Source organism: Collinsella sp. AM13-34 (genome assembly GCF_003473055.1).
Classification (GTDB): domain Bacteria; phylum Actinomycetota; class Coriobacteriia; order Coriobacteriales; family Coriobacteriaceae; genus Collinsella.
In genome coordinates this window covers 1-21,245 of record NZ_QRLE01000001.1, presented here as the reverse complement: position 1 = coordinate 21,245, position 21,245 = coordinate 1, and the positions used below count along the sequence as shown (strand labels likewise).

20 protein-coding genes and 1 tRNA gene are annotated in these 21,245 nt (G+C 59.6%); 17 read left to right on the top strand and 4 right to left on the bottom strand.

Going from position 1 to position 21,245, the window contains the following annotated elements:
- Positions 1-259 precede the first annotated feature (259 nt).
- The 5 genes from DW151_RS00105 (at position 260) to DW151_RS00085 (ending at position 5,121) form a co-directional block, all read left to right on the top strand.
- A complete protein-coding gene (locus DW151_RS00105) occupies positions 260-1,447 on the top strand; it encodes an ABC transporter substrate-binding protein (protein WP_117637819.1) in 1,188 nt (395 codons plus the stop codon).
- 139 nt (positions 1,448-1,586) lie between these two features.
- Positions 1,587-2,468, top strand: coding sequence for a branched-chain amino acid ABC transporter permease (locus DW151_RS00100; RefSeq protein WP_117582912.1), 882 nt, complete (start codon positions 1,587-1,589; stop codon positions 2,466-2,468).
- Between the two features lie 9 nt (positions 2,469-2,477).
- Positions 2,478-3,557, top strand: coding sequence for a branched-chain amino acid ABC transporter permease (locus DW151_RS00095; RefSeq protein ID WP_117640571.1), 1,080 nt, complete (start codon positions 2,478-2,480; stop codon positions 3,555-3,557).
- Positions 3,547-4,407: an ABC transporter ATP-binding protein gene (locus DW151_RS00090; RefSeq protein WP_118333888.1), complete on the top strand. Its 861-nt coding sequence runs from the start codon at positions 3,547-3,549 to the stop codon at positions 4,405-4,407. Before DW151_RS00095 ends, DW151_RS00090 begins: the two co-directional genes overlap by 11 nt.
- A gap of 12 nt (positions 4,408-4,419) precedes the next feature.
- Positions 4,420-5,121 carry an ABC transporter ATP-binding protein gene (locus DW151_RS00085; protein WP_035137222.1) on the top strand — a complete coding sequence of 234 codons (702 nt, stop codon included), beginning with the start codon at positions 4,420-4,422 and terminating at the stop codon, positions 5,119-5,121.
- A gap of 510 nt (positions 5,122-5,631) precedes the next feature.
- Here the strand turns inward: DW151_RS00085 and DW151_RS00075 are convergent.
- The 3 genes from DW151_RS00075 to DW151_RS00065 are packed head-to-tail and all read right to left on the bottom strand — an operon-like array spanning position 5,632 to position 6,849.
- Positions 5,632-5,895 carry a hypothetical protein gene (locus DW151_RS00075; protein WP_089573305.1) on the bottom strand — a complete coding sequence of 88 codons (264 nt, stop codon included), beginning with the start codon at positions 5,893-5,895 and terminating at the stop codon, positions 5,632-5,634.
- Positions 5,896-5,909: 14 nt separating this feature from the next.
- Positions 5,910-6,542: a DUF1700 domain-containing protein gene (locus DW151_RS00070; RefSeq protein WP_117655177.1), complete on the bottom strand. Its 633-nt coding sequence runs from the start codon at positions 6,540-6,542 to the stop codon at positions 5,910-5,912.
- Positions 6,529-6,849 (bottom strand): PadR family transcriptional regulator, encoded by a 321-nt coding sequence (locus tag DW151_RS00065; protein ID WP_187362357.1) that lies wholly within the window; start codon positions 6,847-6,849, stop codon positions 6,529-6,531. Before DW151_RS00065 ends, DW151_RS00070 begins: the two co-directional genes overlap by 14 nt.
- 284 nt (positions 6,850-7,133) lie before the next feature.
- On the opposite strand from DW151_RS00065, the gene DW151_RS00060 reads away from it, so the two are divergent.
- From DW151_RS00060 to DW151_RS00055, 3 genes are read left to right on the top strand one after another with little or no spacing between them, the layout of a single operon-like run.
- Positions 7,134-7,811, top strand: coding sequence for a copper homeostasis protein CutC (locus tag DW151_RS00060; RefSeq protein WP_117799939.1), 678 nt, complete (start codon positions 7,134-7,136; stop codon positions 7,809-7,811).
- 3 nt (positions 7,812-7,814) lie between these two features.
- Positions 7,815-7,958: a DUF4931 domain-containing protein gene (locus DW151_RS10615; RefSeq protein ID WP_199579860.1), complete on the top strand. Its 144-nt coding sequence runs from the start codon at positions 7,815-7,817 to the stop codon at positions 7,956-7,958.
- A gap of 10 nt (positions 7,959-7,968) precedes the next feature.
- Positions 7,969-8,613 (top strand): DUF4931 domain-containing protein, encoded by a 645-nt coding sequence (locus DW151_RS00055; protein ID WP_199579859.1) that lies wholly within the window; start codon positions 7,969-7,971, stop codon positions 8,611-8,613.
- Between the two features lie 30 nt (positions 8,614-8,643).
- Here DW151_RS00055 and DW151_RS00050 read toward each other — a convergent pair whose 3' ends face one another.
- Positions 8,644-9,642, bottom strand: a complete 999-nt coding sequence (locus DW151_RS00050; RefSeq protein ID WP_117635465.1) for a bile acid:sodium symporter family protein — start codon at positions 9,640-9,642, stop codon at positions 8,644-8,646.
- Positions 9,643-9,917: 275 nt separating this feature from the next.
- Between DW151_RS00050 and recJ the strand changes: the two genes are divergently transcribed.
- The 9 genes from recJ (at position 9,918) to rplT (ending at position 20,851) form a co-directional block, all read left to right on the top strand.
- On the top strand, positions 9,918-13,205 hold the full coding sequence (recJ, locus tag DW151_RS00045; RefSeq protein WP_118333887.1) for a single-stranded-DNA-specific exonuclease RecJ: 3,288 nt from the start codon (positions 9,918-9,920) through the stop codon (positions 13,203-13,205).
- 15 nt (positions 13,206-13,220) lie between these two features.
- Entirely contained in the window at positions 13,221-15,581 is a 2,361-nt protein-coding gene (locus DW151_RS00040; protein WP_118333885.1) for a bifunctional (p)ppGpp synthetase/guanosine-3',5'-bis(diphosphate) 3'-pyrophosphohydrolase, read from the top strand.
- An 84-nt stretch (positions 15,582-15,665) separates the two neighbouring features.
- Positions 15,666-16,349, top strand: coding sequence for an MBL fold metallo-hydrolase (locus DW151_RS00035; protein WP_117776097.1), 684 nt, complete (start codon positions 15,666-15,668; stop codon positions 16,347-16,349).
- Positions 16,350-16,543: 194 nt separating this feature from the next.
- Complete coding sequence (gene fba, locus DW151_RS00030; RefSeq protein ID WP_035137086.1) at positions 16,544-17,410, top strand: class II fructose-1,6-bisphosphate aldolase; 867 nt, start codon at positions 16,544-16,546, stop codon at positions 17,408-17,410.
- 250 nt (positions 17,411-17,660) lie between these two features.
- A complete protein-coding gene (locus DW151_RS00025) occupies positions 17,661-19,094 on the top strand; it encodes a transglutaminase-like domain-containing protein (protein ID WP_118333884.1) in 1,434 nt (477 codons plus the stop codon).
- A gap of 39 nt (positions 19,095-19,133) precedes the next feature.
- Positions 19,134-19,220 (top strand) — tRNA-Leu (locus DW151_RS00020).
- Positions 19,221-19,651: 431 nt separating this feature from the next.
- Positions 19,652-20,221 (top strand): translation initiation factor IF-3, encoded by a 570-nt coding sequence (infC, locus tag DW151_RS00015; RefSeq protein ID WP_089573296.1) that lies wholly within the window; start codon positions 19,652-19,654, stop codon positions 20,219-20,221.
- A 32-nt stretch (positions 20,222-20,253) separates the two neighbouring features.
- Positions 20,254-20,445: a 50S ribosomal protein L35 gene (rpmI, locus tag DW151_RS00010; protein WP_006234422.1), complete on the top strand. Its 192-nt coding sequence runs from the start codon at positions 20,254-20,256 to the stop codon at positions 20,443-20,445.
- A 46-nt stretch (positions 20,446-20,491) separates the two neighbouring features.
- Entirely contained in the window at positions 20,492-20,851 is a 360-nt protein-coding gene (rplT, locus tag DW151_RS00005) for a 50S ribosomal protein L20 (RefSeq protein WP_022094123.1), read from the top strand.
- Positions 20,852-21,245 lie beyond the last annotated feature (394 nt).

Here is a 21,245-nt window from a genome sequence, read left to right as displayed (position 1 = left end):
CGCGACCGGTGAGGCCGTTTTATTCAGGGCAGGGACGCCTGTAACAGAACGGAAACATTACTTTCACACAATAAAGTGGCATTACTGCATAAAGTAATAGAAATACGCAGAATTATGGATAAACGAACAAATCCAAAGAAAAGTTGAAATAATCGCCGCTTTCCTTAACTAAAGCGTCTAGTATTTTGCGAACGCCGAACACGGCGAAGGATGGCCTGTCGGGTAACCGAAACCCGACGAGATTTGAGAGGAGAGCCGCATGTCGAGCCTCACCGGTAAGTCATTGAACCCTGTTATGAATCGCAGGAGCGTTATCGCGAGCGCAGCAGGTCTGGGGGCGATGTCCATTCTAGCTGGCTGCTCCTCCAACGGCGGCGACAGCGGTTCCGCGTCGGGCGACGCTTCGTTTAAGATCGGCACCATCGGCCCGCTGACCGGCGCCAACGCGTCCTACGGCAAGTCCGTTACACAGGCTGTCGAGCTTGGCTGCAAGGATTTCTCGACTAAGGAGCTGCCGCTTGTCAGCAAGGCCGAGGACGACCAGGCGGACGGCGAGAAGGCCGTCAACGCCTTCAACACCCTGCTCGACTGGGGCATGCAGGCCCTCGTCGGTCCGACCACCACGGGTGCGTCGGTCGCCGTTGCCGCCGAGTGCGGCAACGACCCCGAGACGTTCATGATCACCCCGTCCGCGTCCTCCGAGGACGTTACCAAGGGCAAGGATTGCGTCTTCCAGGTTTGCTTTACCGACCCCAACCAAGGTGTCAACGCTGCCAAGTTCCTGGCAGAGAAGTATGCGAACGAGAAGTTCGTGCTGTTCTATAACTCCGGCGACGCCTATTCTTCGGGCATCGCAGATTCCTTTAAGGCCCAGGCCGCTAAGTCTAAGCTTGAGATTGTCGACGAGGAGACCTTTAAGGACGACTCCGCCACGAGCTTTACCAACCAGCTGACCAAGGCCAAGCAGGCAGGCGCCACCATGATCTTTGCGCCGATCTACTACACGCCGGCGTCCGTCCTGCTCAAGAACGCCAAGGACATGGGCTACGACGTCAAGATGATGGGCTGCGACGGCATGGACGGCATCCTGGGCGTTGAGGGCTTCGACACCTCTCTTGCCGAGGGTCTGCTGCTCATGACCCCGTTCTCCGCCGACGACGAGAAGAATGCCGACTTCGTCAACGCTTACAAGGATAAGTACGGCGATACCCCCGACCAGTTTGCCGCCGACGCCTACGACGGCGTGCATGCTGTGGTCGAGGCTCTTAAGGAGGCCGGCCTGGGCGTCGACGCCGACCCCACCGAGGTTGCCGAGAAGCTTCCCGAGGCTATGCTCAAGATTACTGTTGACGGCCTGACTGGCAAGCTCTCCTGGAACGACAAGGGTCAGGTCCAGAAGGACCCGACGGCGTACGTCATTACCGACGGCAAGTACGTACAGGCCTAATAGGCCGCCTTACATAGAGCGGTTTTGATCCCAAGCAGGGGAGGTTTTGGCCTTCCCTGCTTGCTTGGTATCTAGGGACGATGTAACGTCCCTGTTTCATACATCAACTGGAAACCTATTCGAAAGGGGGATGTGGAACATGACGGTCTTTATCCAATACCTGGTCAACGGCCTGTCCATGGGCAGCGTCTACGCCATCATCGCGTTGGGCTACACCATGGTCTACGGTATCGCCAAGATGCTCAACTTCGCTCACGGCGACGTCATCATGGTCGGTGCCTATGTCTCGTTCTGCGCCACGTCGTATCTCGGCCTCCCGGGCTGGGCATCTGTAATTCTCTCTTGTGTGGTCTGCACGGTTCTCGGTGTTCTCATCGAGGGTCTGGCATACAAGCCGCTGCGTCAGGCGGGCCCGCTGGCCGTTCTGATCACGGCCATCGGCGTGTCCTACTTCCTGCAGAACGCCGCGCAGCTCCTGTGGGGCGCCACGCCCAAGAACTTTACTTCGCTCGTCACCTTCCAGGTGCCGGAGTTCTTGGCCAAGTTTAACGTAAGCGCCGTCTCGCTCGTCACCATCGTCGCCTGCCTGGTTATCATGGCCGGCCTGATGTTCTTTACAGGTAAGACCAAGATGGGCAAGGCCATGCGCGCCGTGTCCGAGGACAAGGCCGCCGCTCAGCTCATGGGCATCAACGTCAACCGCACCATCTCGATGACGTTTGCCATCGGCTCTGCCCTTGCCGCCATCGCCGGCGTGCTCCTGTGCTCCTACTCGCCGGTGTTGCAGCCCACCACGGGCGCCATGCCTGGCATCAAGGCCTTCGACGCTGCCGTTTTCGGCGGCATCGGCTCCATCCCCGGTGCCTTTGTCGGCGGTATTCTCATCGGCATCATCGAGGCGATGGCTCAGGCTTACATTTCCACGAGCCTTGCCAACTCCATCGTCTTTGGTGTTTTGATTATCGTCCTGCTCGTCAAGCCTGCCGGCCTCTTGGGCAAGTACGTCCCCGAGAAGGTGTAGGTGAGCGTTATGAAGTTCCTTAAAGACAAGCAGACGCGTCACGACTTTGTCACGTACGCCATGTGCATCGTGGCATTCGCCATCGTGTTCTTTATGCAGTCCAACCATATGATCCCGCGCATGATCGCCGGTCAGCTGGTTCCCATCACGGCCTACATCGTTATGGCCATCTCGCTCAACCTCGTCGTCGGTATTGCGGGCGACTTGTCGCTGGGCCACGCGGGCTTTATGAGTGTCGGCGCCTATACGGGCATCGTTACCGCCGTCGCGCTGGAGAGCGCCGTTCCGTCCGATCCGATGCGCCTGATCATCAGCATTGTGGTCGGCGCTATCGCTGCCGCCATCCTGGGCTTCTTGATCGGCATCCCGGTCCTTCGCCTGAGCGGCGATTACCTGGCTATCGTGACGCTGGCCTTTGGCGAGATCATCAAAGAGATCGTCACCTGCCTCATTGTGGGCGTCGATTCCCGCGGTCTGCACGTGATCTTTAACATCACGGGCAACTCTACGATCGACGACCTGCACCTGCTTGAGGACGGCACCGCCATCATCAAGGGTGCCCAGGGCGCATCGGGCGTGTCGACCTATTCGACCTTCCTTGCCGGCGCCATCCTGGTTATGGTCGCGCTCGTGATTGTACTCAACCTGGTTCGCAGCCGTACCGGCCGTGCCATCATGGCCGTGCGCGATAACAAGATTGCAGCCGAGTCCGTAGGCATCTCCGTCACCGAGTACCGCATGATCGCCTTCGTGGTTTCCGCTGCCCTCGCCGGTGCTGCCGGAGCTCTCTTCGGCGGTAACTTCTCGCAGCTCTCCGCCACCAAGTTCGACTTCAACACGTCGATCCTCATTCTGGTGTTCGTGGTCCTGGGCGGCCTGGGCAACATGCGCGGTTCCGTCATCGCGGCGGCGTTGCTCACGGTGCTTCCCGAGCTGCTCCGTCAGTTCTCGGACTACCGCATGCTCATCTACGCCATCGTGTTGATCCTGGTCATGATCTTTACCAACAACCCGCAGCTCAAGGCGTTCTTCGCACGCATTAAGGACCGCTTTGCTTCCAAGAAGGAGGTGGCAGCCGATGCCCAGTAAATTTGAGTTCAACAAGGGTAAGATGGTCCCGTATCCTTCTGGCGCCATCGTTCCCGATCGCGATCTGGGCCAGCGCCCGGCACTCGAGTGCATCCACCTGGGCATTGAGTTCGGTGGCCTTAAGGCAGTCGACGACTATAGCCTGACTATCGGCAAGACCGAGATCGCCGGTCTGATCGGCCCCAACGGTGCCGGAAAGACCACGGTCTTCAACCTGCTCACCAAGGTGTATCAGCCCACGCACGGCACCATCCTGCTCGACGGTGAGGACACCTCGGGCAAGTCGGTCTACCAGGTCAACCGCATGGGCATTGCCCGTACGTTCCAGAACATCCGCCTGTTCAACACCATGACGGTGGAGGACAACGTCAAGGTCGGTCTGCACAACCAGGAGCGCTATTCCGGTTTTGAGGGCGTGCTGCGCCTGCCGACGTACTGGAAGCACGAGAAGGCCGCCCATGAGCGTGCCATGGAGCTGCTCTCCATCTTTGATATGGAGCATCTGGCAAACGAACAGGCCGGCTCGCTGCCTTACGGCGCTCAGCGCCGCCTGGAGATCGTCCGCGCGCTTGCCACCAACCCCAAGCTGCTGCTGCTCGACGAGCCTGCCGCCGGCATGAACCCGTCCGAGACCGCGGAGCTCATGGAGAACATCGTTAAGATTCGCGACACCTTTGGCATCGCCATCATGCTTATCGAGCACGACATGTCGCTCGTCATGAATATTTGCGAGGGTATCTGCGTACTCAACTTTGGTAAGGTCATCGCCAAGGGCACGGCAGAGGAAATCCAGAACAACGACGCCGTTATCGAGGCATATCTGGGCAAGCAGGATAAGGGGGAGAACTAAATGGCAGAGCCGATGCTTTCCGTCTACAACATCAACGTCTGGTACGGCGCCATCCACGCCATCAAGGACATCTCCTTTAACGTCAACGAGGGCGAGATCGTGGCTCTGATCGGTGCGAACGGTGCCGGCAAGTCCACAACGCTCAAGACCGTCTCGGGCCTGCTGCGCTCCAAGACCGGCTCCATCAAGTTTATGGGCGAGGACATTACTCATACGCCCGCCGATAAGCTGGTTGGTAAGGGCCTGGCCCAGGTGCCCGAGGGCCGTCGCGCCTTTTTGCAGATGACGGTCGAGGAGAACCTGGAGATGGGCGCCTACACGCAGCCCAAGTCCACGGTTGCTCCGGGCCTTGAGCGCGTCTACGAGCAGTTCCCGCGCCTGAAGGAGCGCCGTCGCCAAGTCGCCGGCACCCTTTCGGGCGGCGAGCAGCAGATGCTCGTTATGGGCCGCGCCCTTATGAGCAACCCCAAGCTGCTCATGCTCGACGAGCCTTCCATGGGCCTGGCGCCGATTCTGATTGAGCAGATCTTCCAGATTGTCGAGGACCTGCACAAGGCCGGCACCACGGTGCTCCTGGTCGAGCAGAACGCGCAGATGGCACTTTCCATCGCCACACGCGGTTACGTGCTCGAGACCGGCAAGATCACCATGACCGGCACCGGTCAAGAGCTCCTGCACGACGACAACGTCCGCAAGGCTTACCTGGGCGGCTAGGGACTTCCGCCGTTCTGCCGAACGGCGGACCGGCCGACGCTGCGCGGGCGCCCTGATCGACGTGCCGAAGCTCCTCACCCTTGGGGCTATGCCGCGGTACGAGGCCAGGTGGTCATGGTCCGGGAACCTCGCGATGTCGAATGACACCGCGAGGTTCGCCGCCGTCCTCGGCGGCCTCGACCCCCGAGTGGGCGATCCCCACGCGCTAACGCCTGCAAACAAGGGGATTGCCAAGACGCCGCCGGGCACCTCCGTCATAGACGTGGAAGTGCGGCCGCGCTGAAGCACTGCGCGGTGTCTGCTCGCTTATGTGCGCATCACGAAGGAAGACCAGATCGGTGAGCGGGATTGGCCCGAAGTCGAGAGATTCCCATCAGCCTCTCGTCGGTCGATGACCGGTTCACCACGCAGGAAGAGCGTGACGGAAGGTCTCGCAAAAAGGCTCCGAGCGCGGCGTGCTCATGCCCGTCGTGGTGCGCCCGAAGGGGGGGACGGCTGCTACGAGCTCGATCATTTGCGAGGAGAAGACGAACCAGTCGTTGCAGATCCAATATGGATCTCGCCGACCTCGGCAAGCTGCTCGATGAGTGGAAGCCCTGTCGGGTCGTCTATTTCAACACCACCCAGAATGATGGTGTCATCGCGCAGGTCGATCTGCGTGTTGAGCACAGCGAGGTTAAAGCCGGAGGCCACAAATCCGATAGCAGCCAGGACGAGCCCCGTGGCAACAAGCCCACCCGCTACGGCAAGGTAAATCCTTTTTACGCTGGACATGTTTGCACTCCTTCCTATGCCGTGAGCGGCGCCGCTTCGGCGCCCATGCGGCTCTTATTGCCTCGATCTTTCCAGAAGGGCGAAACGGCTTTCTTCGCCCAAAGGGCAGAGAGGCGCGCGATCTGCTTGGACGCCGTCCAGGCGCCGGCTCCCGTGAGGAGCGCCACACCGATGGAAGCGAATCCCATTCCCATCGAGGCCAAAACGTACGGAACATGCCCGATAATGATGCCGTCCACGGCGAACAGGAGCCCTACCAGGCCCGCGCCCCCGAATGCCGCGGCCACGATCCACACGCAGAGCGCAAGAACCCAAATACAGATGTAGACTGCAGCGGCAACGGCGACGAACGCGAGCAGCAGCGGAATCCATACCGGAGAGCCCACGATGGCGAGCGCCCATAGAAGTGCCGTGCTCTTGCGCTTGGTCCTCGCGATCGCGCGCGGCACGGCGGGCAGTTCGTCGAGCGTTGCCTCGGCGACCTCACCGGGCGTGCCCATGGCGGCCACAGCCTCGGCCTCCGTCATGCCGTCCTCCATACGGTCGGCGATGGCCTCCGCGTAGAACTCCTGCGTTTCCTTTACCTGATCTGCCGGCAGGCAGGCCAGAAGCTCGCCCAGCCGGTTCAAGAACTCATCGCGCGTCATGGTGCGCCCCCTCCACGTAACGGTAGATCTCCTGCACGGATGGCCATTCGGCGAGGAACTCGGCGATACGCTCGCGCCCGGCGTCCGTGATGCGGTAGTACCTCCGCAGCCGCCCGTTGTGCTCGGCGGAGCGCGCGGTGATGCAGCCCGCCTTCTCCAGGCGCTTGAGCAACGGATAGAGCGTGGATTCCGTGAGCCCCATACTCGCGGGCACGTCCTTCACGATCTGATAGCCGTAGGATTCCTCGCCCGAGACGGCCGCGAGCACGCAGGCCTCGAGGAAGCCGCGCTTCATCTGTGCCTCCATCCGCACACCTCCTTTCGTAGTATACTGTGTAACACCTACTATATGACACATAGTATATGATGTCAACAGTTGTCGTATAGGGAGTCCGGTCTGTCTGTCCCCTGCGGGTACTCATTGGGGACGTACTTAAATGAGTACCCATCGCTCAAGGTGGCACCTGGGGACGTTCCTTATGTGCCGGCACTTTGGGACACTCCTTGTCAAGGTTTTGTTCCATCGTGCGGGTTGCTATTTAACGTGCGACAATGCCGTGTGGAAATCGAAATGTCTCCTGGGGGCTATCTATGCTGTACGAGTTTTGTGCCGAGAGCTTTGAGCGTGTGCCGGCGGCTATCGATGCCGGTGCTAAGCGCATCGAGTTGTGCGACAACCTTGCCGTCGGTGGTACCACGCCCTCGGCCGGCGTTATCAGCACTACGGTCAGCTATGCTCACGAGCATGACGCGCGAGTGATGTGCATGATTCGCCCGCGTGGCGGTGACTTTCACTACAACCAGGACGAGCTGCGCATGATGGAGATGGACTTGGGTCTTGCCGTGAGCGCCGGCGTTGACGGCCTGGTCTTTGGCTGCTGCAAGCCCTGTGCCGGCGGCTGGGCGCTCGACGAGCTCACCCTCGGCGCCCTCGTGATGGCTACGGGCTGCGCGACCGAGGAGTGCAAGCGCGGGGCCATCGATATCACCTTCCACATGGCCTTTGACCAGCTCTCGCTCGAGGCTCAGCTCGATGCCATTGACACACTCGCCGACTGCGGCATCACGCGCATCCTGACGCATGGTGGTGCTGCCGGAACGCCGATCGAGGACAACCTGGAGCACCTGTCGCGTCTTGTCGAGTATGCGGGCGACCGCCTGACCATTCTTCCCGGTGGCGGCATTTCCACGGCCAATCGCGATACCGTGGCGGCGGCACTGGGCGTCTCCGAACTCCATGGCACCAAGATCGTGCCGCTGGAGGTATAACCCGTGGCGCTGGTATTTGACGTCCAGCAGGCGAGCGGTAAGCCCGACGATAATCGTCGCCCTGGCACCGCGTGCCCCTTTTGTGACACGGAGGGGCTCGCCAACATCATCCAGCGCGATGGTGACTGCATCTGGCTCGAGATATAGGTTCAAGACCTTGCGCGCCACCCGTCAAACCGTGTTGATTGAATCGGCAGATCACGATGCCGACTTGGTGACCTATGAGCCGGATGAACTCCACCATGTGATGCGGTTTGCTCTGGGCTGTTGGCAGCAGATGATCGATTCCCAGCAGTACCGCAGTGTACTCATGTATAAGAACAAAGGTCCGCTTTCGGGCGGCAGCCTCGTCCATCCACACATGCAGATTGTGGGCTTGGAACAGGAGGACGGCTATGCGGCGCTGACCTTAGCCAACTTTGAAGGCATCGCTGTCTGGCAGCAGGGGAGAATCTCGGTCAACATCTCAACCGAACCGATTATGGGATTCTTTGAGGTCAACGTCTCGGCTCCACAGGGAATCGCCGCCAGCGACGACGCCCGCGACCAAGCCGAAGCGGACCTGTTTGCCGATGCGATTCAGGTGGCCCTGCACTATATCCTGCACGAGCACCACGGCGGCCGCGCGGAGTCGTACAACTTGTTCTTCTACCACATGGACGGCCGGACCATTGCCAAGGTGTTGCCGCGTTGGGTGGTTTCGCCCTACTTTGTCGGTTATCGTTTGGCCCAGGTCAATGCCGAGACCACGCTCGATATCGATGCAGAGCGCCTGCGTGCGCATCTGGAAACGCTCGTATAGCAAGACTATCACCCGCGTAATGCGGACAGTCTAGCGTCCCATGGCGTCGCGGCCGGCCTCGACGCGCTTGCGCTGGGCGGCGCGCTCCTCGCCGGTCAGTCGCTCAAAGAGATGTCCGATAACCGAGGCGAGCACCTGCTGAAACAGCGTTCCGCACATGACGGGAAACACGACCTCGCCGGGAAAATACTGCGTGGCGATGACGGCGCCCGAAGAGATATTGCGCATGCCGCAGGTAAAGCACATGGTGGTCGTCTCGCTATACGGCAGGTGCAACGCGCGGGCGACCAGAATGCCGACGACAAAGCCGCTGATGGCGAAGGTCAAAATAAAGAGGGCGACTTCCAGGCGCACCGCATTCATGTGTAGCACGTACTCGCTCATGGCGGTGGAGTTGGAGGCGATGACACCCATCATCATAAACTTGCAGGCGGGCGAAAGCGCGGGGGAGAGTTTCTCGTGTCCCCATCCGCGCGTGAACTCGTTGATCACGATGCCGAGCACGGCGGGGATGGCGATCATAAAGGCCATGTTCTGCATCATGCCCGTAACATCGATTGCAACGGTGGCACCCAGCAGGAGCTTCAGCGTGAGCGGAATCGTGACGGGCGAGATGACCGAGGACGTCAGGATGATGGTGAGCGCGAGCGGGCCGTTGCCGCCGAACATGCTGATCCACATAAAGGCGGTGACTGCCACGGGTACGCTGTACTCGAGCACGATGCCGCAGACAAGGTTTGGGTTGGAACCAAAGAACAGTGAGCCCATGGCATACGCCGCGATGGGGATGAGCACGGCCGAGACAAATAACGCCAAAATCAAATGTAGGGGACGGCGGAACACCTCGGCCACCTGGTGAAAGGTGTTGCTGAGCGCACCCTGAAACGTCATAAAGGCAAACAAGGCGGGAACGATGGGCTTGAGCACGCCGATCTGCTGGGGAAAGAGCACGCCGAGCGTCACGCAAATCGGAACGATGACCTGCATGTGCCCCGCGAGAAACTTGCCCAGTCCAACCCATTTCTTCATATGCTCTTGTGACTCCCTTTGCTCGTGAATCCGTTTTGAATGGATATGCTAGACGCTTGCATGCGTCCGTGCGTTAGAAACGCTCGATTATTTCGAGGGTATTACCGCCCTCGTTTATCGAAACCGCGGCGTGCTGGACGTTGTGCGTCCGCGCTGCACGGTATAATAAATCCGTTCAACAGATCTGCCTGCCGAAGCGGGTATACACAGAGGACTCATCGCTATGAACCGTGAGAGGTATCGCGGCGACCTGCCCCTATCGGGGGTGGGCGCCTATGTCATCGCTTAAGACGACGCATCGCTGGGCGGTCGCTCGGCAAAACCCCGAGCTCGAAAAGGAGCTTTCGGCTGGCCTGGGCATACCCGGGCTGGTGGCGCGCATTATGGTTGCGCACGGCATTACATCCATCGAGGAAGGCCAGCTGTTTTTGACGCCTTCGCTCGATCGCGACTGGGCGAATCCGCTCGTTATTCCGGGCATGGCGGTCGTCGCTGACCGTGTTGAGCGTGCTATTCGCAGCCACGAGCGCATCGCCGTCTTTGGCGATTTTGACGTCGACGGCATTACGTCGACTTGTCTGTTGACCGAGGCGCTACGTTCGTTTGGCGCCAACGTCACGCCGTTTATCCCGCATCGCTTTGACGAGGGCTACGGTCTTTCGCGTGCAGCGCTCGACCGCGTCAACGAGCTCGCTCGCCCCCAGTTGATCGTGACCGTCGATAACGGCATTGCCGCCAAGGAAGAGGTTTCCTATCTGGAGAGCCTGGGAATCGATCTGGTGGTTACGGACCATCACGAGCCCTCCGACCAGGTGCCGCAGGGCGTGCCCCTGACCGACCCCAAGCTCGAGGATGAGGGACCCTCGCGTGAACTTGCCGGTGCTGGTGTGGCGCTCAAGCTGGTGCAAGTCCTGGGTGAGCGCTTGGGCAAGCCGTCGTATTGGCGTTCGCTAATCGAGGTCGCGGCGCTGGGCACCGTGTCCGACATGATGCCGCTCACGCCCGAGAACCGCGCGCTGGTTGCCGAGGGCATCCAGCAGATGCGCGTAACCGCTCGTCCCGGCTATATCGCGCTTGCCGCGCTCGCCAAGGCGGACCTTTCGAGCATTACGGCGGATGGCCTATCGTTCTCGCTCATTCCCCGCTTAAACGCTGCCGGTCGCATGGCCGATCCCAAGCTGGCGCTCGACCTGCTGCTTGCCCGCGATCCCATCGAAGCAAGCGCGCTGGCGGCTGAGCTCGAGGAAATCAACCGCCAGCGCCGTGAGATCGAGGCGGAGCTCACGCGCGATGCCATGGCAAAGGTCGAGAAGACCTATGACGGCGGACGCGCAATCGTCGTGGGTGGCGAGGGCTGGCACGAGGGCGTCAAGGGCATCGTGGCGAGCCGCCTGACCAATCGCTATCACGTGCCGGCGCTGCTCTTCTCGATCGAGGACGGCGTTGCACGCGGATCGGGCCGCTCGGTGGGCAAAGTTAACCTGTTTGACGCCGTCGAGCGCTGTTCCGACCTGCTGATTCGTCGCGGCGGACATGCCGGTGCGGTGGGTGTGACCATCGAGGCATCCAAGCTCGATGAGTTCCGCCGCCGCCTTTCCGCCGTGCTATCGGAGCTTCCCGCCGAGGACTTTGAAGACACCGACGAGGTCGCCGCCACCGTCGACCTTTCCGAGCTGAATATTGAGACCATCGAGCAGATCTCCCGTCTTGAGCCGTTTGGCCAGGGCAACAAGGTGCCGCTGTTGGCGGCCGAGGGCGTGACAATGTGCGATCGCGCCGTGGTGGGCAAAACCGGCGAGCACATGCGCTTCGTGGCGACCGATGGCGCCGCGAGTGTGCCGGCCATTATGTTCCGCGTGCCGCAGATCGATAAGCTCATCAATTGTGATAGCGCCGTCGACTTGGTGTTCGAGGCCGTGGCCGAGCATTGGCAAGGTCGCGTAAAGCCCAAGCTCATGATCAAGGATGTTCTGGTCCGCGATACCACGCTGCCCAGCGTCGACGATCCGGCATGCGAGCTTCGTCGTGGCGTGCAGCCGGCGGATTCCGGCCTGCGCCTGGAGTCCCGAAAGCGCCAAACGCTCGCCCAACTTTCTTATACCGAGCTCACGCGCTCGCTTATCCATAGCTTTATCGGCTCGAACCAGCCGCACCGCGCGCAGGTCGAAGCGCTCGATGCCCTGGCCGATCACCAAAGTGTTCTGGCCGTTATGGGAACGGGGCGCGGAAAGTCTCTTATCTTCCATGTGCACGCCGCGCGCGAGGCGGTCCTTCGCGGGCGTGCGAGTATCTTTGTCTATCCGCTGCGTGCGCTCGTTGCCGACCAGGCCTATCACCTCTCGTCGACGATGGCTGCGCTCGGCATTGGCGTAGGCGTGCTGACCGGCGAGACCGTGGAGGCGGCGCGCGATGACGTGTTTGCCGGCTTGGCTTCGGGCCGCACCGGCATCGTGCTCACGACGCCTGAGTTCCTGTCTATTCACCGCGACCGCTTTGCTCGCTCGGGTCGTATCGGGTTTGTCGTTATCGACGAGGCGCATCATGCCGGTCTTGCCAAGGGCGGCGACCGTAGCGCATACCTCGACATGCCCGATATCCTCAAGGCCCTGGGCGATCCGGTCGTTATGGCGGCGACGGCCACCGCGACGGCTCCGGTCGTGGCGGAGCTTGCCCGCGTGTTGCCGATTACTCGCACGGTGGTCGACGAGACGGTGCGCGAGAACCTGCAGCTCGAGGACGACCGCGACCTTGCGAGCCGCGAGAACCGTTTGGTGTCGATCGTGGCGACGGGGGAGAAGACCGTCATTTACGTCAATTCGCGCGACCAGTCCGTGGCGCTCGCCAAGACGTTGCGCAAGCGTGTGCCCGATTGCGCAACCCATATCGCGTTCTATAACGCGGGGCTTGCGCGCTCCGATCGCCGCCGCGTGGAGGAAGCATTCCGAGACGGAAGCCTCAGCTGCATCGTTTCGACCTCCGCCTTTGGCGAGGGTGTCAATCTGCCCGATATCCGCCATGTCGTGCTGTACCACATGCCGTTTGGCGCCATTGAGTTCAACCAGATGAGCGGGCGTGCCGGTCGTGACGGACAGCCCGCCGTGATCCACCTGCTCTATTCGTCGCGCGACGCCCGCATCAACGAGCGCCTGCTCGACTGCTACGCACCCGAGCGCGACGAACTCGTCACACTCTATCGTGCGCTGCAGACCATGTGGCGCTCCAACCGCGGTAAGACCGGGGATGATTCATTCTGCGCAAGCGATATCGACATCGCGCAGATGTGCCTTGCCATCGATGCTCGCACGCCGGTCGACGAGCGCTCGGTGGAAAGTGGCCTGGGAATCTTCGAAGAGCTTGGTTTCTGTCGCGTTTCGGGGTTTGACGACACCCGTCGCATCGCGATGGCCGAAAACCCCGGCCGCGTGCAATTGAGCAGGTCAATTCGCTATTTGGAGGGCTTGCGCTCGCGCATGGAGTTTTCGGCTTTCCGGAGCTGGGCGCTCGACTCGTGCGCTTCTGATATGCTAGCCAAAGTTAACCGCCCGATCGTACCGCGGGCCTAGGGGAAGGGGACCTCGATGGATGCCGCAGCCCGTACCGCCCATGATTCCACCCTCCAACCGTTCTCGGAGATGGAGCACTATAAGCATGCCGATGAGCTGCCGCCCGAGATTATGGCGGACAGCTACGACAAGTTGGAGCGCCTGTGCCTCAAATATATGAATGAGGACGACTTCTCCAAGGTGGAGCAAGCCTACTGCTTTGCCGCCGAGAAGCACTGCAACCAAAAGCGCCGCTCGGGTGAGATGTACATCAACCATCCCGTCGAGGTGGCCATCATTTTGGCCGATCTCAAGATGGACTGTGACGTGGTGTGCGCCGCGCTGCTGCACGATACCGTCGAGGATACCGAGACCTCGCTTGCCGATGTTTCCGACCTGTTTGGCGATACGGTGGCCGAGCTCGTCGATGGCGTGACCAAGCTCACCAACATCGAAGTCGACAGCATGGACGAGAAACAGGCCCTCACGCTGCGCAAGATGTTCCTCGCCATGTCCAAGGACATCCGCGTCATCATCGTTAAGCTTGCCGACCGTCTGCACAACATGCGAACGCTGGCAGCCCTGCGCGAGGATCGTCGCCTGTTTAAGGCGCGCGAGACCATGGACGTGTACGCGCCCTTGGCCGACCGCCTGGGCATGAGCTCTATTAAGTGGGAACTCGAGGACCTGTCCTTCTTCTACCTGGAGCCCGATGCCTACCAGCGCATCGCGCGCATGGTGGCTGAGTCGCGCGAGGTCCGCGAGCGCTACCTTGCCGAGACCATCAAGACGCTTACCGATGAGCTCAACCGCATTGGTCTAGAGGACTTCCAGATCAACGGCCGTTCCAAGCACTATTGGTCCATCTACCAAAAGATGAAGCGCAAGGGCAAGGAATTCTCCGAGATCTACGACCTGGTGGCACTGCGCGTCATCACGCATTCGGTGCGCGATTGCTACTCCACGCTCGGCGCGGTGCATACGCTGTGGCACCCCATGCCCGGTCGCTTTAAAGATTATATCGCCATGCCCAAGGTCAATAACTACCAGTCGCTCCATACGACGGTTATCGGCCCCACGGCCCGCCCGCTCGAGATTCAGATTCGAACCTATGAGATGCATGAGCAGGCCGAGTACGGCATTGCCGCCCACTGGCTATATAAGAAGTCGGGCGGATCGTCTGCTTCCAAGACCAACGACGCTCAACGTTTGGACGACCAGATCAACTGGCTCAAGCATTCGCTCGATTGGGCGGCTTCCGACGAGATCACCGATGCCAAGGAATACCTGCATTCGCTGAAGGTCGACCTCTTCGATCAGGAGATCTTTGTCTTTACGCCCAAGGGCGAGGTCATGGCGCTTCGTGCCGGCTCCACGCCGCTCGACTTTGCCTACGCCGTTCACACCGAGGTGGGAAACCATTGCGTCGGCGCCAAAATCAACGGTGCGGTGGCTCCGCTCACGCACGAGATTAAGACGGGTGACCGTGTCGAGATTCTGACTAACAAGAGTTCCAAGCCGTCGCGTGATTGGCTCAAGATCGTTAAGACACCTTCCGCCAAGTCAAAGATCCGCCGCTATTTTGCCGCTGCGACCAAGGACGACGACGCTGCTGCTGGTCGCGATATGCTGGCTAAGGACCTGCGTAAGCGTGGCTATGGCATTTCTACGCCGCGTTCGACGCGTGCGCTCAACGCCGTGGCGGAGCAGTTTAACTTCAAGCAGCTCGAGGACCTGTTTGCCGCCGTCGGCGCCGGCAAGGTTGCCCCGCGCGCTGTGGGCAATAAGGTCGAGCAAATCTTGGACCCCAAGCCCGAGGAACAGCTCACCAAGGCCGAGGCTATCGCCGAGGTCGTGAAGCAGCCTGCTCGCGGCTCCAACCGCAAGCCGCAAAAGCGCGGCAAGAGCGCCAGTAACGGCATTATCGTCAAGGGCGAGAGCAACAGCGGCCTACTGGTCCGTCTGGCTCATTGCTGCAACCCCGTGACGGGCGACGACATCGTCGGCTTCATCACGCGCGGTCGTGGCGTTTCGGTGCATCGCGCCAACTGTCCCAACGTCAAGGGTCTTATGGAGCATCCCGAGCGCATGATCGAAGTGGAGTGGGACGGCGCTGCCGACACCCTCTTCCAGGTCGAGATCGTGGTCGAGTGCCTGGACCGCATGGGCCTGCTCAAGGATGTCACCATTGCCATTGGCGATGCGGGCGGCAATATCCTTTCTGCCGCCACGTCGACCAACCGCGAGGGTATTGCAACCCTGCGCTTTATGGTCGAGATCTCGGACGCGAGTGGTCTGGATCCGCTGCTGGCCTCCATCAGCAGCGTTGACTCGGTCTACGACGCGCGCCGCCTGATGCCCGGTGAGGGTGGAGCCCAGCTTAAGCGCCGCGTTTAGTCGCGACGAACGTGTCGCATTATCGATATTCGCTACACTCGAGGCATCGTTTGATGCCTCGAGTTCTATAGAGAGGAGAGGGACATGAGCGCTGTGTCCTTGGATTTAACTCCCAAGGGATCGGTCGAGATCGAGACGCTCGTAAACGGTCCCATTCAGACCAATAGCTATGCTGTTATTTCGGACAATGAGTGCGTGATTATCGATCCCGCATGGGAAGGCGAACGCCTGGTGGAGCATATTCGAGCCGAGCATCCCGGCGTACGCGTGTTTGGCGCCGTATGCACTCATGGCCATGCCGATCATGTTGGTGGTGTTGCAGGCGTGCGAACCACCGTTGGCGAGGGCTGCCAGTATGAGCTGTGTGCTAAGGATGTGGCGGTGCCGCATGCGAACATCGAGGAACAGCGAGCTATGTGGGGCATTGAGACGCCTGACCCCGGGGAGCCGACGCACCTGCTCGCCGAGGGAGATGCTATCAAGGTGGGCGATATCTACCTGCAGGTGATCGAGACGCCAGGGCATACGCCGGGCGGGATCGTCTTGTTTGCCGCCACCGAGCAGGGGAACATTGCCTTTGTGGGCGACACCATGTTTCCGGGTGGGCACGGCCGCACCGATCTTTCTGGAGGAGACGAGGCGGCGATTCTGCGCTCGCTCTCCAAGCTCGCCCGGCTTCTCCCGCCCGATACCGTTTGCCTAACCGGTCATGGCGATTCGACCACCATGGCACGCGAGCTCATGCAGAACCCTTTCATGCAGATTTAGCTTACTAGTCGGCTTTTGAAGCACGAGAAGCGTCCAAACGTCAAGCTATTTTTCCCCAACGGGTCGATTTCGTAGGGCAAACGGTCAAAAAAGTCTGTTTGGACGATATTCGTGAACAAACGAACGTTTATGCTCGGGTGCGCCGTGGTAAAATCTCAGGCGTTATCGGAGCAACCTTACAGGAGGTTTCTTTTATGCTCGTCAACGCAGCAGACATGCTCAAGAAGGCCGAGGCCGGCAAGTACGGTCTTGGTGCCTTCAACACCAACAACCTCGAGTGGACCCTGGCTATTCTCCAGGCCGCCGAGGAGGCCAAGTCTCCGCTGATCCTTCAGTGCACCGCTGGTGCCGCTAAGTGGATGGGCGGTTTCAAGGTCTGCGCCGACATGGTCAAGGCTGCCGTCGAGGCCACGGGCGTTACCGTTCCCGTCGCCCTTCACCTCGATCACGGTTCTTACGAGGACTGCTTCAAGTGCATCGAGGCCGGCTTCACGTCCATCATGTATGACGGCTCTCACGAGGAGACCTTCCAGCTTAACCTCGACCGCACCAAGGAGCTCGTTGAGCTTGCCCACTCCAAGGGCATGTCCATCGAGGCCGAGGTCGGCGGCATCGGCGGCACCGAGGACGGCGTGACCTCCAGCGGCGAGCTCGCTGATCCTGCTGAGTGCAAGCAGATCGCTGACCTGGGTGTCGACTTCCTCGCCTGCGGCATCGGCAACATCCACGGCGTGTACCCCGCCGACTGGGCTGGTCTTTCCTTCGAGCGTCTGGGCGAGATTAAGGCCCAGACCGGTGACCTGCCCCTCGTTCTGCACGGTGGCACCGGCATCCCCGAGGATCAGATCAAGAAGGCCATCTCCCTGGGCATCTCCAAGATCAACGTCAACACCGACCTGCAGCTCGTCTTCGCCAAGGGCGTCCGCGAGTACATCGAGGCTGGCAAGGATCAGCAGGGCAAGGGCTTTGACCCCCGCAAGCTCCTCAAGCCTGGTCGCGACAACATCGTTGCCCGCACCAAGGAGCTCATGGAGGAGTTTGGCTCCGTCAACAAGGCGTAAGCGTCGCTAAACTTCCCGCCGGAAGCCCCGTCCCCCTACACTGTTTCCTTTGCGCTCACCTGGCTTTGCCAGAAGTCGCGCCAAGAAAACAGCTCCGGGGGACGGGGCTTCCTTCGTTTAACGCCGCAGGGTTACGAGGCTGAATTATTTATTTGACTACCGTTCAGCAGTGTTGATGGCTCCCTTGTTGGGGCTTTCTTTTTATCTCGCTACAATGTGCTTCAAGGGTTCTAATGACTTGGAGTTTGGTATGGCTGTTATTAATGTGCTGCCTTCGGATGGGAAGGTTATTGACGAGGGGCCTGTTGGTTGCTCTGTTGATGTTTGCTGTGATGACTTTCGTCATCTCGATGTTGGACTGCCGCCCGAGATTCTTCGTCTTAAGGATGCCGGGTATTTGACGCAGGCTGTTGCTGCCTGCGATCGCCTTTTGGAGCAGAACCCTGAGCCTTCGCTGGCTGCTTGTGTTCGTGCAGAGCGGTATCGCATGCTCGAGACGCCGCTTCATTTTTCGGTGTCGCGTGATCGGGCCATTGCGATGATTTGCGAGGAGTGGCCTGAGTTTACCGAGGAGCAGTTTGACGATCTGATTGACCGTAAGCGTATTGACTGGCGCTTTATCGATGGCGAGCTGTTCGTTCTCGACAACTTCCTCGATTCGCTTCGCGTATATCCCAAAGAGGTTCCCGGCATGCGGCCCGATTCTACGGACGGAGTAGCACTGCGCAACGAGATGCTCAAGGAGATGGAGTCGCAAAACGGATTGGCTCGCGTCATTACGCTTAAAGCGTCCGTGTCTGTCCCCGGCGCTCTGGAAGGGGAGACCGTTTGCGCTTGGCTTCCCGTCGCGGCTGCCTGCCGTCAGCAGTCTCGGGTCGAGATTCTCGACATGACGCCGGAGGGCGCTGTTGCTCCCGCGAATGCTTCGGCGCGTACCGCCTCGTGGTCTTCCTCGAGCGAGCACTTATTTTCGGTGACCTATCGTTATCACATCGATGCTGCTTATTGTGATGTCTACGGTGGCACACTTCCGGTTCACCCGCGTATGGACGCGCCTCTGCCCGAGGATATTTCCGAGGACCGTCCGCACATTGCATTTACGCCGTATCTGCAGCAGCTGACGGCCAGTGTTGTTGACGGACTCGAGGATCCGCTCGATCGCGCCCGTGCTATCTATGATTACCTGACGCAGCATATCGACTATCGCTATCAGCCGCCGTACTTGCTTTTGGGATCTATTGCCGATGACTGCGCGCATTCGCTCCGCGGCGATTGCGGCGTTATGGCGCTCACGTTTATCACCATGTGCCGTATCGCGGGCGTGCCTGCCCGTTGGCAGAGCGGCCTGTATGTTGCGCCCGATTCGGTGGGGTCGCACGACTGGGCAGAGTTCTATACGCCGCAGACCGGTTGGCTCAACGCCGACGTGTCATTTGGATCTTCTGCTCGCAGGATGGGGGAGGAGTGGCGCCGCCGTCACTACTTTGGCAATCTCGACCCGTGGCGTATGGTGGCCAACAATCGATTCCAGGCAGAGTTTGAGCCCTCTTTCGACGGCATGCGCGAGGACCCTTACGATAACCAGATGGGTGAGGCTTCGGTCGACGGTCGCGGATGCCGTTGGCGCGAGATGCTCCGCACGGTCGAACTCATCGAAATGCTCGAAGTTCCATTTTCGGACTAATCGGTAGAAAGCTGTGATAAACTAACTCACGCATTGCGTGCCCGAGTGGCGGAATTGGCAGACGCAGTGGACTCAAAATCCACCGTTGGCAACAACGTGCGAGTTCGAGTCTCGCCTCGGGCACCATTCATGCAAGCGAGCGTTCAAGGGGGTTGTGGCCCCCTTTTTCGTGCCGAACTCGCGTGAGCGCGCGAAGCGTTAAGCAAACAGGCCTGTGGCCTGTTTGTAGCGGAGCGTGGCGAGGGCGCCACGCGCCCGAAGCCCGGGCCTTCGCGAAGCGAAGGCCCTTCGAGTCTCGTCTCGAGCACCATACATGCAAGCGAGTGTTCAAGGGGGTCAAGGTCCCTTTTTCGTGTACGTAATGTGATAACGCGCTGTACGTGTTATTATTCGCAAGGCGTTGTTCCCGCAATGCCCTAAAGAGGAACCTGAGGGTTCCCACCTTTTGGCGCCAATGAGCAGCTGACTGGTCATACAACTTAGATTCCCTTCCTCAAATCGAGGAAGTCTATGTGTACGACCTGGTTGCTGAGAAGCGCCGGGTTATTTTTTTATGAATGGAGGTAGGGAAAATAGCTAAGTCTGATGACACCCGCATCAACGACGAGATCACTGCATCTTCGTGTCGTTTGATTGGCGTCGATGGCTCTCAGCTCGGCCTGTTCGCCATCCGCGATGCCCAGCGCGTCGCCGACGATCAGGGTCTCGACCTGGTCGAGATCGCTCCCAACGCGGAGCCGCCGGTCTGCAAGGTCATGGACTACGGTAAGTTCAAGTACCAGCAGGCCATGAAGGCCAAGGCTGCTCGTAAGAACCAGTCCAAGGTCGAGGTCAAGGAAATGAAGTTCCGACCCAAGATCGACGTTGGCGACTACGAGACCAAGAAGGGCCACGTTCTGCGTTTCCTCAAGAAGGGCGCACGCGTTAAGATCACCATCATGTTCCGCGGCCGTGAGATGGCTCACCCGGAGCAGGGCCTTAACGTTCTCGAGCGTCTCGCCGAGGATCTCAAGCCTTACGCTACGGTCGAGTCCAAGCCTAAGATGGAAGGCCGTAACATGCTTATGCTGCTCGCCCCGATTAAGGGCGCCTTCGATGAGGATAAAGCGGCAAGCGATAGCAAGTAACTAGTGTTCTGTAACCGATTAAGGAGTATTTCATGCCTAAGATGAAGTCCCACAGCGGCACCAAGAAGCGTTTCCGCAAGACTGGTACCGGCAAGCTTATGCGCGCCAAGGCTTTCAAGAGCCACATCCTGAGCAAGAAGTCCACCAAGCGTAAGCGTGGCTTCCGTCAGGAGACCGAGATCGCCGCTGCCGACCGCAAGGTCATCAAGTCGCGTCTCGCCTAAGTTCGCGTTCCCGTTTTTCGTTTTACCGTCTAGGAGTTGATAGAACATGGCACGTATTAAGCGCGCTGTTGCCGCCAAGAAGAAGCGCCGTACCGTTATGCACCGTGCGAAGGGTTACTACGGTGCCGCTTCGCGTACTTACAAGCATGCTAAAGAGCAGGTCCAGCACTCCCTGCAGTATCAGTATCGTGATCGCCGCAACAAGAAGCGCGAGATCCGTTCTCTCTGGATCACCCGTATCAACGCTGCTGCTCGCCTGAACGACATCTCTTACTCTCAGTTCATGCACGGCCTGAAGGTTGCCGGCATCGAGCTCGACCGCAAGGTCCTGGCTCAGATGGCTTACGAGGACATCGAGTCCTTCAACGAGCTGGCTGCCATTGCCAAGAAGGCTCTCGAGGCCTAATAGATTCTGTTGAATCGCTAGGGGAGTGTCGCGTTGTGCGCGGCGCTCCCTCTTTTTATCTGAAGTGCGGTTTACATTGCTAAAAGCGCGGGTAGATAAACACTTACAGGTGACCGATCTCTATATATTCCTGAACCAAAGGGTCATCATCTGATATGTGCGGAAGATCCGCGCCAGTCTTTCTATTACCTATAGAAAGCGATATGTTGTGTAGGACTTGTGAAGAGCGGAATTGACGTCCCACAAGGCTTCGCGGTCTGGCAATATATCTCCTTGCCGCGCGGCCCGGTCGGACCGGATCAGCCGCTAGGCGTGCACCTTGAGAACCGGATACTGCGAGGATGGACACTTACTTCAGTGTCGCATCCGGGCAGACATCGAACCATTTGAAATG